Origin of the sequence: Parvibaculum sp. (assembly GCF_030694575.1) — a bacterium.
Classification (GTDB): domain Bacteria; phylum Pseudomonadota; class Alphaproteobacteria; order Parvibaculales; family Parvibaculaceae; genus Parvibaculum.
On sequence record NZ_JAUYUS010000002.1, the window covers coordinates 63,951 to 75,927 of the forward strand.

Sequence of the window (11,977 nt, forward strand, 5' to 3'; positions counted from 1 at the left end):
CATAGGGTGAGGCCACCTCTTCAGGGGTCGAACGTGAAAAGGCCGCCGCTTCCCATCCGGAAAGCGGCGGCCAGTTCGAAACGGCAGCGACGCGGTCCACTTTATCTTATGTGCGGGACCGCCCCGTTTGCGTCCATCTATTCCGCTCAAAGAGTCGTCGCGCCGGAAAAGCCGTCACGACGATAAAGGTTAAGGGCTCAGGCAGAAAGGTCTCTGGAAGTGTCCAACCTAAACTGCCTCGCCACACGACCCTCTTTTGAGATCGAAACTTTGGCGATGGCAAACGGCGTCACCAAACCGTTAGACATCGGATCACCTCCTTTCAAATGTTGAACCAAGGATCTTCAGCCTGAATCCGCGAAGCGCCCACGTCAAGAAAATGTATGCGACGGTTCAACACATACTGCATCGAGTGGCTCGGGACCGCGTGATTGCGGGCTTTTCTGAATCGCCGCTCTCCGGTATGCGCGGCAATTCACTCGCCGGCGTCCCCGTTTTCGGGGCTCGCATTTTCCCGAATGACGAATCAATCCGTTAACGTGCTGCCGTCGCGGCCCGTTCCACATCAGGCTTTGTCTCGTCGGCTGCCATCAGTGACGCGATCGTGACGGAATCGACGAGCTTCGCCTGCTGTTCGTCCATCCTTTCGAACAGCGCCTCGACGCGCGGCTCGTGCGCCAGCGTGTCGTCGGCGACGCTTCGGCTGTACCGCTTCACGCGAACGGCGTTGAGGGCATCCGCCACGCAGGTCTTGTCGGCGGGGCGGCTCGGCACGAACCTGCTCGGCGTGCCGGTCGCGAATGTCAGAAGTCCCGACTGGCACAATGCGCCAGATATTTCCGCCATCGCTTCCATCGGCACATGAAGTCTGCGCGCGAGGGCCTCCTCGGTCCAGGGCGTCTGCCCCCGCTCGAACGCCTCGTGAACGAGAAGGAGCGCCTGGACCGCCATGCGGTCGAGCTGACGAAGCGTCAGCAGGCTCACCCCGGCAAAGGGCGAGAGATAGGAACGGTTCTGGTAGTAGAAGGCGATGGCGCAGCCGCCGAGCAGAATCAGCCATGCGGCATAGAGCCAGATCATGAAGAAGACGAGGCTCGCGAAGGCGGAATAGATCGCGACGTATTGAGCGGACTTCACCACGAATGTCGCAAAGGTCCAGCCTGCGGCACCCCATGTCACTCCCGCGACCAGCCCGCCCACCAGCGCGGCGTCCATCTGCACCCGCGTATTCGGGATCATGCGATAGATGAAGGTGAAGGCGGCGATCACGATTGCGTAAGGGACCAGCCGGCTCGACTGCTCGATGACATAGTGCACGAGCCAGTGATCCGCGAGGCCGCCCACTACGGAGTTCGAAAGGGCGCCCGCCATTATACCGAAGACGGTCAGCACCAGCAGCGGCCCGAGGACGCTCATGCTGACGATCTCGGTGAACTGCCGCGCGAGCGAGCGGCTCGCCTCGACGCGCCAGATGCTGTTGAACGCGGCCTCCACCTTGTTGATGAGCGAAACCACGGTGTAGAGCAAAAATGCGAAGCCGACCGTGCCGAGTATGTTGGCGTTTACCCGGTTCACGAACTCCATCATCTGCTGCGTGATTTGCGCGCCCTGATCGCCAAGCGGCGACAGGAAGTCGGACAACAGGGTTTCGATATAGCTGTCGAGGCCGAAGGCACGAAATATGGCGAAGGCAATCGCCAGCGCCGGCACCATCGCTAGCAGCGTCGTGTAGACGAGGCTCATCGCCCGCAGGCTCAGCGCACCGCTGAGAAGATCGCGCACGACCGCCCAGCCAATGCGAGCGGCAATAAGGAGGGCGCGATGCCAGCGCGGCAAATCGAGGAGCGGCCGATCCCAGACCAAAGAGTGAGCGCGCTCCAGAAGAGAGGCCGAATTGAACATGGCGGTCATGCTAGCGGCGCTTTGGGGGTTCGGCCAGTAGGGATGCCGACGCTGAGCCCGGAGATCAAAAGGCCCTCCACCGGGGTGGAGGGCCTTGATCGACTTTAACGCGGGGGCTCGGCCGCGCTGCTGCTTGATACCGGTTAGCCAAGAACCAGATTTTCGGCAGAGAAGCGACCGTTGCGCCCCTCAACCAGTTCGTACTGGATCTGCTGGCCTTCCTGCAGGGATTTTTGGCCTGCGCGCTCGACGGCGGAAATATGGACAAAGACGTCCTTGCCGCCGTCCGCCGGCGCGATGAACCCATAACCCTTCGTGGCGTTAAACCACTTCACGACTCCGCTAGCCATAGTGTCTTGAATGCCTCGTATAGGAATAACGAACGGACACCGGCTGACGCCGGTATCCGGGCAAAAACGCTATCATTGAATTTTCCGGGGGCCTATCGAAAATCTGCGGCCCCGAGGCTGCTTTCCCGGGTCGATTTCCGAGGTTTTCCGGACGCTGGAACTAATTTTTAAGCATGGCGCACTAGCTTGGCTTGGAACGAAACCACTCGCGGCGAAGCCGGGGTGGCTCGAGGGACGGTGCCCATCGGGGGCGCCATCATCCGGTTGTCCGGTGAGGCCGATGAAGACGGAAGCGCCAGCATCGCTCAAACAACGGCTCGCCAGCTATCTGGCGCAGTTGCCGCCGCCGACTGCGCTGAAGCTTGCCTCGGGCCTTGAGCGCGAAAAGCTGCGCGGCACCACCGGGTTGCCTTACGAGATGATCCTGTCGGGCCTGCGGCCGCTTCTGGCGTCGATTAGGGGCAAACGTCCCGGCGCCCCAGACCCGCTCCGTCAGTTTTGCCAGCCTTTCGAGGATTTGCTGATCGACGATGGCAAGCTGGACCGCCGTCAGGGTCGTATTTCGCGCGCCTCCGTCATCCGGGTCTGGGCCTGGCTTGAAAACGATCTCCTGCCGGACGCACTTCCGGACATGAAGCGCCGTATCGTTGACCACACGCTGAAGGGTGACCGCGCGGCGCTCGACGCGACGGTTTCCGTCATGCATGCGTCCGCCGCCGCCGCCATTCTTTCCGCCATCGAGGAGGCTCGCCAAGACGCCGCGCGACGCAGACAGGCCGAAGCACAACTCGGCGGCGAAAGCGGCTTCGAGGATGCGCGAGAGATTGCCGGTGTACTTTCCATCGCTCCCGCCATGCTGACGCTGCAATCCATGCTGCCGAAAACGATCGACAATCTGGATGAGGCAACGCTGTCTTCGGTGAGGGATCTCTACGACGAGACTCACAAAACCGCGCCTGCCGACGCACTCTACATTCCCTTTGCCGTGATGAGCCGCCTGGCCGAGCCTTCCCAGATACTGAGGTTCGTGCGAAAGATTGCCCAGCAGCGAAACGACATGATCATCAGCCGCTGCGATCTTGCCGTCTTCGGTGAACTGCTCCTCGCCGAAATGGAAAAAATCGCGCGCAACGCGGATGCGTTGCGCCCCGGCCATGCCGATCTTGACCGCTTGCTTGAAGACGTGCGCCGTTTCGCCCGTCTGTCGAAAGGCTTCACCGCCGAGATAGATTTGCGCCGCAATGGCGAGTGGGGACAGCGCCTGCTGGCCGCACGCGGCCGCGTTTCCGCCGCCATCTCGCAGGAAATGTCGCGCTTCGAGAACGAGCTCGTGCGTGCGCTACCGTTTCATCAGATGGGTGCGTATGGACGCGGCGGCCCGATGAAACCGGATTTGCAGAAGGCGCCGGATCCGGCCCGCGCCGCGCGCATGGAGGCCTGTCTTCGCTTCGTCGCGGGCGTAACGCTGATTTGCGAACCGCTGGGCGCGCAAAGCCATTGCCGGAGTGTCCGGCAACAAGTTGAAGCCTATCTGGCAGCCTATGAAGACCGCTTGCTGGAGGAAATCCGTGTGGCCACCGGTTCGGCGCGCGCCAACGCCGAACTCTTCCTCGACTTCGCCGCCGCCTTTCACGAGGCGCTGGGCGAAGACAAGCAGGCCGGGATATTGCGTCGCCGCGGCCAGGTAGCGGTCCGGGGCAGGTAGCTCAGAATTCTTCTTCGTAGGCGAACAGCCCCGGCATCCCGCCCGTATGCAGGAAGACGGCGGCTTCCCGCTTCGCATATTTTCCCGCCATCGCCTGCGCCAGAAATCCCGCCATTCCTTTCCCCGTATAAACGGGATCGAGCAGCACACCCTCCGTCCGCGCCACAAGCTCGACCGCTTCCCGCATCGCATCGGTCGGCACGCCGTATCGTTCGCCGAGAAAGCTTCCGTCCAGCGCCACCGCATCGGCTGCGGGGGCAGGTGCGTCGAGCAACGCCGTTGTCTTGCACGCAAGCGCATGAATGCCTTGGGCCATTGCCTCGTTGTCGCCGCGATAGACATTGATGCCGGCGATAGCGGGTCCACGTCCACGAAGCTGCGCGCCGGCGAGGAGCCCCGCTTGCGTGCCGCCGCTTGATGAGGCGTGCACGAGTACCGCATCGGCGATACCGAGCGCGTCGAGCCCGTCGGCGATTTCCAGATAGGCGGCAGCATAGCCGAGTGAGCCGGTTGCGCTCGAGCCGCCCACGGGCACGAAGTAGGGTTTGCCGCCCCGTGCTTCGATTTCGCCGAAAAGTCTTTTGAAGACTTCGCCTGCATCTGCGTCCGCCGCTTCGATACGGATTTCCGCACCGAGAATGCGGTCGAGCAGAAGATTGCCGGACCGGCGATAGGCTTGGCCTTCGTAAGGCACGCTGTCGAAGAGGACGAGCACGCAGGAAAGGCCTGCTGCCGCCGCAGCAGCGGCGGTCTGCCGCGCATGGTTCGATTGCAGGGCGCCGGTGGTTATGACGGTGTCAGCGCCTTGCGCCAGCGCCTCGCCAATCAGGAATTCCAGTTTGCGCGTTTTGTTGCCGCCGCTCGCGAGGCCGGTGCAGTCGTCGCGCTTGATGAAAAGGCGCGGGGGGATTTTTCCCGTGCGTTCGCTAAGCGCCGCGCGCAGCCTTTTCATCTCGACGAGCGGCGTCGGCAGGTGGGCGAGCGGGAACCGGGGGAAATCGGCGGGCGCCTTCGCCATGTTCAGATCACCCCTTCGGACCGGAACGCGACGATCTCGTCCTGCGAATAGCCGAGTTCGCCGAGAATGGAGTCCGTATGTTCGCCGAGAACCGGCGCGCGGTCGTGAATCGTGCCCGGCGTCCGCGACATGCGGATGGGCGTCTCCATGATGGGGGCGGGCTTCGGCATGCCCGGAAAGCCGAGCGGGTGCAGATATCCCATTTCTCGGATATGGCGGTCGTCCAGCGCCTGCTGAGGCGTGTATACGGGCCCCGCCGGGATGCGCGCCTTCTCCAGTTCGGCGAGGGCATCTTCTGTGGTGCGCGTCTCCGCCCAGCGGGACGTCCGCTCCGACAGAACCTCGCCATTGTCGCCGCGCGCGAGGTCGTCCTTGAAGCGGGGATCGGTGAGCCAATGATCCTCGCCCATCAGCCGTGCCCACCTTTTGAACAGCGGCTGACCGATCGCCTGCACGAGAATCCAGCCGTCCTTCGTGCGCACAATGTCGGCGGGGCCTGCGTAGGGCGAACGGTTGCCGATGGCGACGCGGTTCGTCTGACGGAGGTCCTGCTCGATCAGGTGAAAGTTGAAATAGGCAAGCGCCGTCGAAAGCAGTGACCCCTCCACCATCTGGCCCTTGCCCGATTGAGCCCGCTCCATCAACGCCGCCATCGTGCCGAATGCGGAGAGCGACGCCGTGCCGAAATCGACCCAGGGCGCATAGCTCTTCACCGGCTCGTCGGGATATCCCGTGAGGTAGGCCGCGCCGACCATTGATTGCGCAACACCGTCGAAACCGGTCCGCTCGCTGTAGGGGCCGCCATGGCCGAAGGCCGAGACGGTGGTGAGAATGATGTCCGGCTTCGCTGCCACGAGGCTCTCGTAATCGAGGCCCATCGCGATCAACGTGGACGGGGGCAGGTTGGCGACAACGACGTCGGCGGTTGCGACGAGCCGGCGCACGATGCCCCGTCCTGTCTCCGTCATCGGGTCGAGCGTGAGACCACGCTTGTTCCGGTTCATCTGGAGGAACATGGCGCCTTCGCCGCCTTCGCCCGGTCCCGCGCCGGGCACGATCGGCTGCACGAAACGGTCCTCGCTGCCTTCGCGCTTTTCAATGCGGATCACCTCCGCGCCCATGTCGCCCAGCAACGCGGCGCAATAAGGCCCCGCAATGTAACGGCCGAAATCGAGCACCCGGACGCCCCGTAGCACGCCTCCTTCTGCACCGTTCTTTCCGTCCACGTCGTTCCTCCATCAATTTTTTTAGTCTTGTCTCATTTCCGCACACCGGAAAACCGCGCAACGATAGGCGGCGCCTCGGGATTGAGGAAGGGCGACCGGGGAAATTTTGCATTTTATTTAGGCTTTGACACCTACTGTACCGAGCTTGAGGAAGCGAGCGCGCCAGCGTCCGCGAAGTCAGAGGGACGCCGCGTGCCGGGATCGGAACACACGACAGGGGAGGTTGTGCCTGAGGTGCATACAGCGCCGGAGGCAGGGCATGCCTTTAGCTGGACGGGCGAATTCGCCGATCCCGTACTTGAAGACGCTTATCTGCGCACCAGCTGGAGCGAAATGCATTCGCGGCTTCGCGCTCTCATGGTCGGCATCTACGTCTTCGTCAGTTGGGCGGTTTTCGATTTCCTGACCATCGGCTTTGGCTGGCCTTTCGTACTTTTGACATGCGCGCGGGTTTGCGCCCTTGGCGCAACGCTTATGGCGCTGAAATTCTACCGTTCGCTCGACGATCGTCGGGCATTCCTGATTTGTGCGGGTATCACGCAGGCCATCGTTTGCGTCGTCGCGCCTATCTCCCTCATGCTTGGCCAGGTTCAATTCGCCGCCGCGCTGCTGAGCATCGTCGTGATCCTTTTTGCCTTCTATGTCGGCCTGCCGACGCGTCTCTCGGTCAATATGACGCTTTCCTCCGGCCTCAGTCTCGGTTTCGTCGCAGTGACGCCATTCCTCACCGACGTCTCCCTGATTACGATTCTCGAAATTGCCCTGCTCTTCGGAGTGGTGAACGCCATCGGTGCCGAGCTGGTAAGAGCCACGAACCGCCTGCGCCGCGATGGCTTTCTCACGCTGGTACGCCAGCAGGAACTTTACGATCAGTTGAAGCGCGAAGTCGAAGTCCGTCAGGAAGCCGAGCAGGCGATGCGGGCGACCGAAGAAAGCTTTCAGAGCATTTTCTACGCCGCGCCGCTGCCGATCTCTCTCGTCGACCCTTCCACATTCCGCGTCATGCAGGCCAACATGGCGGCGCTGACGCTTTTCGGCATCGAGGACAATGAGGCGGACGGCTTCGACGTGCGGGAATTCTTCGACGAGGAAGATCTTCCCGCGCGCCTGGATCGTCTGGTTCTTGGCGGCCGTGGCGGTGCGCCCGTTGAGTTCCGCCTGAAGCGCCGCGACGGTACGATCATATGGGCGCTCGTCTCCGCCGCCCTCGTTCACTTCCAGGGCCGGCGGGCGCTGCTCATCGGCATTCAGGACGTGACGGCGCGGCACAAGGAAGCCGAGGCGCTGCGCGAGGCGCGCGACCAGGCAACCGCCGCCAGTCGCTCCAAATCGGAATTCCTCGCCAATATGAGCCACGAGCTTCGCACCCCCCTGAATGCCATCATCGGTTTTTCGGAGGCGCTGGAGCGCGAACTCTTCGGTCCCGTCGGCAACCCGCGCTACCGCGAATATGCCGAAGATATTCACGATAGCGGCGTTCACCTGCTCAGCCTCATCAACGATATTCTCGATCTTTCGAAAATCGAGGCCGGCCACTTCAAGCTGCACGAGGACGAAACGGACCTCGACCATATCGTCGCCGCCGCGACGCGCATCGTGCGTCACCGCGCGCAGCAGGCGAATATCGCTATCGAGTGCCGCTTGCCGGAACCCGCGCTTATGATCGTGGCGGACGAGCGCGCCCTGAAGCAGGTGCTGATCAACCTCGTGTCGAATGCGGTGAAGTTCAGTCCCGACGGCAGTCTCGTTGTCGTCGAGGCGCAGGTGACGGCCCATAGCCTTCGCATATCGGTCGCAGACAAGGGCGTTGGCATTGCGCCGGAGGATATTCCCCGCGCGCTCACTCCCTTCACACAGCTCGATGGATCTCTTTCGCGAACGCATGAAGGCACCGGCCTGGGCCTGCCGCTTGCGAAACACCTGACGGAGCTGCATGACGGCAGCCTGTCGATCGAAAGCGAAGTCGACGCGGGAACGACGGTCTATGTCGATCTGCCGCTGTCGCGCCTCGTCGGCAGCGTAGCGCCGAAACAGGTAACCCTCTGACGGCTAGCGCGTCTGCGTTCGCTCGCCCGGCCGATAGCTTTCCGCCACATGCTCTTCGAGATCGTCCGCGGTAAAGAGAACGGGCTTCGTCCGTCGCCCAACGAACAGGGGCGCCTGATCGGCGTAGTGCGGCGACGCCGTATCGAGTGTCGCGGAACCGTACTGATGTGCGCTTTCCGACGACAGCTTTCCCGCCTTGTCCCATTCCACGAACATGATGAGCGTGTCGCCGCCATGCGCGGTCAGCGTTCCATCTTCCTCGCGCGTCCCGTAGATCGCGCGCAGCACGTCCGGCGCGCCGTCGACGGGCAAATCCACCGGCCCGCGCCGGAAGCGGTTGACCTCGCCCCACTCGGGATCGAGCCGCCCGAAATGCGTCTTGAGACGCGTCATCGCAGTCCGCAACGTATCCATCGGGTCGGGTGGTGTCTGCCCCCGGATGCCGGCCATGACGACCGGCTCGGCCGTCAGGACCGCGAGTGCCGCCCCCCGGCTTCGAACGTCCGCCACGCGGTCCCATGCGCGCAAAATTGCCTGCGCTTCTTCCAGGTCGGCGTCGTCCGCCGGATCGGCCGCCAGTACCTCTTCGATGATTTTGGCCATCTGCGAGTGGTCGCTGTAGCTGACGTCGTATTTGTAGCGCCGGAATTCCGCGCCGCTGATCGACTCGTCCGTGCCGTAAGTCTCTTCCAGCCGCAAGGCGCGGTTGGTCATGTCGCTTTGGATGCCGAGCGTATCTGAAAAATTTTCCGCCTTGAGATTGTCATTCGCCGCCGTCGCGCGGAACGGCGTGTTGTTGGCATTGAACACATAACCCGAATTCGGGTTGACGATCATTGGCACCTTGTCGAACGGCAGGTAATCGTTCCAGATGAGCGATGAATCGTCGCCGGGCAAAACACCAGACCAGTCGGGGCCTTCTTTACGGTCGGGGAATTGTGCGTTGTAGACGTATGCGATGTTCCCCTGCCTGTCGGCGTAGAGATAGTTGATGCTCGGCAGCGCCTGCAGTTTCATCGCCTCGATCCACTCACCGAGCTGCGTTGCCTTGTCGAGCGCGTAATATTGCTCCACCTGCCGGATTTCGCCGATGCCTGCATAGCGGACGGCGAACGCGCCCTTTTCCGTTTTCAGAACCGGCCCATGCTCGGAGCGCAACACCTCGCGCCCCACCGTCCACCAGAACGGCCCCCAGAGATCGACGCGTATCCGTGCGGTGCTCTTCTCGAATTCGCGCCATTCGCCGTCGAGAAGATATTGATCTTCATTGTCGGGATTGACCGTCAGCCGGTAGACGTCGATCAGGTCCGGCTCGTTCACGGTGTTCGCCCAACCGAGATTGGCATTGTGTCCATGGAGCATGAAGGGTGAGCCGGGAAAAAAACCGCCCGCGACGTGCCAGCCTTCCTCGCTTTCGAGCACGGCCTCATACCAGGCCACCGGTCCCGTGAACGGCTGATGCGAATTGACGAGGAGGCGCGTCGCGCCGTCCGCCGAGCGGGCAGGGCTTACCGCTACGCCGTTCGAGCCGATCGGATGCGGTTCCTCCGTCGGCAGAAAGGCATCCACTCCCTCCTTGGACAATCCGCCCGCCTTGCCGATCCGTCCTTCGAAGACGGCAATCAGAACCTTGTCGAGCCCATAGAAGAAGGGCGACTTGAAAACGAAGCCGGCAGCGACATCCTTGCCCGTGAGCGGCAGAAAGCTGAGCGCTGCTTCATCCGGATGGAGCGCCGCATAGTAGTTGACGCCGTCAGCATAGGCTTCGATGACGCGGCGCACCTCCGGAGAGAGGTCGCTCTCATAGCGCGCATCGACTGTCGCCCACACACCCATCAGGTTGACGAGATAATCGGTAATCGCTGCCTTTTGCCCCTTCACGGAGGCAAGCTCGCCGCGTGTCGCTATCGCGACCTCCTGGATAGTTGCGAAATCATCCTCCGAATGCGCGAAGCCGAGGCCGAAAGCCACATCGGCATCACGCTTGCCGAATATGTGTGGCACACCCCAGTTGTCGCGTTTGATGACGACATCGTAATCCGCGGCCTTCGCGATCATCGGCGCCGGATCGGCAACTGCCGGAGCCTCCAGCACGGCGCGTGCCAGAACGACGGCAAGCACAATCAACGCAAGGCCGGAGAGGCCGAGAAATCCCGTCTTGATGATGCGCAGCACGTGACGTCCTCACTTCTTTTTCACCGGCCGCAGACTAGCGGCAAGCCTCGCCCCGTCAAACCCCGGCCCGCAAGCCCATATGAGCCATGCGGATAGCTGCGTCCCTCCGCCGCTTTCCGGGCTGGCTTTAAATCTCTATACAGGGGTTCGCTTTTCCGGGCCGCGCCCGGTTCATCCCCGCAAAGGCCGCCCTCGTGCTTCTTTCCGCGACCGACATTTTGCTCTTTCTCGCCTTCGCCGCATTGACCGGCGTTGTGCTGGTGTTGCTGCTCCGGCCATTGCGTGCCGGTGCCGCCGCCGCGCGCCCGGAAGCCGGTGAGAGCGAGGTTGCACTGTACCGGGACCAACTCGCCGAAATTTCGCGCGATCTCGATCGTGGCGTCATCGGCGAAGCCGAAGCCGAGGCGGCTCGCGTCGAGGTTTCGCGTCGTCTCCTTGCCGCGGACGAGGCACGGGTGGCCGAACGGCGAACCGCCGGAGGCGCCGATCCCCGCTGGCGCAAGGGTGTGGCGCTTGCCATGGCCATCGGCCTGCCGATGCTTGCGCTCGGCATCTATCTGGACGAAGGCTCACCCGGCATTGCCGGACAGCCTTTCGCCGAGCGCATCGCCGTGCCGCCGGAGGAGCTTCCACTGGAGGGGCTCGTTGTCCGCATTGAACGTCATCTGAAGGAGCAGCCGGACGATTTGCGCGGCTGGGAACTGGTCGCCCCCGCCTATCTGGAACTCGGCCGCTTCGACGACGCGGCGAACGCCTGGACGCGCGCCATGCTGATCGATGGCGTCACGGCACAGCGCCTCGTTGCACGGGGCGAAGCGCGGGCGCTAGCGGATAGTGGCTCTATCGGGGCCGATGCGCGTGCCGACTTCGAAAAGGCCGCCGGCCTCGATCCCGATCAGCCGCGTGCACAATATTTTCTCGGTGTCGCCGAGATCGAAGCAGGCGATCGAGCCGCCGCCCTTGCCCGCTGGAAGGCGCTGCTGGAGCGCGCGCCGGAGGACGCGGCCTGGGCGCCGGGGCTCCGTGCCCGCATCGCCGAGCTTGAGGGTCGCCCGGCCATTTCGCCCGAAGACGAGCCGATGATCCGCGGCATGGTGGAAGGTCTGGCGGCACGCCTGGCCGATGATCCGCGCGATCTGGAGGGGTGGTTGCGTCTCATCCGCTCCTATCGTGTGCTGGGCGAACGGGAGCAGGCGGAAGCCGCGCTGGCAAAAGCCCTTGATACTTTCGCGGGCGAGCCCGAAGCGCTGGAGCAACTGCGAAATGCGGAAGCTGGGCTTGCCGACTAATCCCCGCTTTTGCCTTCTGCGCTAGGATCGGTCCCGACTCACATGGGCGGGGAGGGCATTGTGCTCAGCGAACTTCAGAAAGAGGCCGCGAAGGCCATCGTCAATATCTTCGAGACCGGCAAGGCGCGGGGCGATTACGCCCGCGTCACGCTCCTCGTCGGCGATAGCGGCCACCTTACCTATGGCCGGGCCCAGACGACGCTGGGCAGCGGCAATCTCCACCTCCTCATCAAATCCTATTGCGACGCGCCAGGCGCCGCCTACGC

At 62.9% G+C, this 11,977-nt stretch carries 9 protein-coding genes; 4 read left to right on the top strand and 5 right to left on the bottom strand.

What is annotated here, in order from left to right; all coding sequences use genetic code 11:
- Positions 1-534 precede the first annotated feature (534 nt).
- Both Q8S60_RS00430 and Q8S60_RS00435 read right to left on the bottom strand, forming a co-directional pair.
- On the bottom strand, positions 535-1,911 hold the full coding sequence (locus Q8S60_RS00430) for a YihY/virulence factor BrkB family protein (RefSeq protein WP_305277201.1): 1,377 nt from the start codon (positions 1,909-1,911) through the stop codon (positions 535-537).
- A 134-nt stretch (positions 1,912-2,045) separates the two neighbouring features.
- On the bottom strand, positions 2,046-2,252 hold the full coding sequence (locus Q8S60_RS00435; RefSeq protein WP_293214149.1) for a cold-shock protein: 207 nt from the start codon (positions 2,250-2,252) through the stop codon (positions 2,046-2,048).
- A gap of 280 nt (positions 2,253-2,532) precedes the next feature.
- Between Q8S60_RS00435 and Q8S60_RS00440 the strand changes: the two genes are divergently transcribed.
- On the top strand, positions 2,533-3,957 hold the full coding sequence (locus Q8S60_RS00440) for a hypothetical protein (RefSeq protein WP_305277209.1): 1,425 nt from the start codon (positions 2,533-2,535) through the stop codon (positions 3,955-3,957).
- A 1-nt stretch (position 3,958) separates the two neighbouring features.
- Here Q8S60_RS00440 and Q8S60_RS00445 read toward each other — a convergent pair whose 3' ends face one another.
- Both Q8S60_RS00445 and Q8S60_RS00450 read right to left on the bottom strand, forming a co-directional pair.
- Positions 3,959-4,975: a D-cysteine desulfhydrase family protein gene (locus Q8S60_RS00445; protein WP_305277211.1), complete on the bottom strand. Its 1,017-nt coding sequence runs from the start codon at positions 4,973-4,975 to the stop codon at positions 3,959-3,961.
- A gap of 2 nt (positions 4,976-4,977) precedes the next feature.
- Entirely contained in the window at positions 4,978-6,201 is a 1,224-nt protein-coding gene (locus Q8S60_RS00450) for a CaiB/BaiF CoA-transferase family protein (protein WP_305277213.1), read from the bottom strand.
- A gap of 234 nt (positions 6,202-6,435) precedes the next feature.
- Here Q8S60_RS00450 and Q8S60_RS00455 point away from each other — a divergent pair, with 234 nt between their 5' ends.
- Complete coding sequence (locus tag Q8S60_RS00455; RefSeq protein WP_305277215.1) at positions 6,436-8,247, top strand: cell wall metabolism sensor histidine kinase WalK; 1,812 nt, start codon at positions 6,436-6,438, stop codon at positions 8,245-8,247.
- A gap of 3 nt (positions 8,248-8,250) precedes the next feature.
- Here the strand turns inward: Q8S60_RS00455 and Q8S60_RS00460 are convergent, their stop codons facing one another.
- Positions 8,251-10,422: an acylase gene (locus tag Q8S60_RS00460; RefSeq protein WP_305277217.1), complete on the bottom strand. Its 2,172-nt coding sequence runs from the start codon at positions 10,420-10,422 to the stop codon at positions 8,251-8,253.
- A gap of 194 nt (positions 10,423-10,616) precedes the next feature.
- Here Q8S60_RS00460 and ccmI point away from each other — a divergent pair, with 194 nt between their 5' ends.
- Together ccmI and Q8S60_RS00470 are read left to right on the top strand one after the other, a co-directional pair.
- Complete coding sequence (ccmI, locus tag Q8S60_RS00465) at positions 10,617-11,711, top strand: c-type cytochrome biogenesis protein CcmI (protein ID WP_305277219.1); 1,095 nt, start codon at positions 10,617-10,619, stop codon at positions 11,709-11,711.
- 60 nt (positions 11,712-11,771) lie between these two features.
- Positions 11,772-11,977: hypothetical protein (locus Q8S60_RS00470; RefSeq protein ID WP_305668259.1), on the top strand; the 206-nt coding region annotated here is incomplete at its 3' end.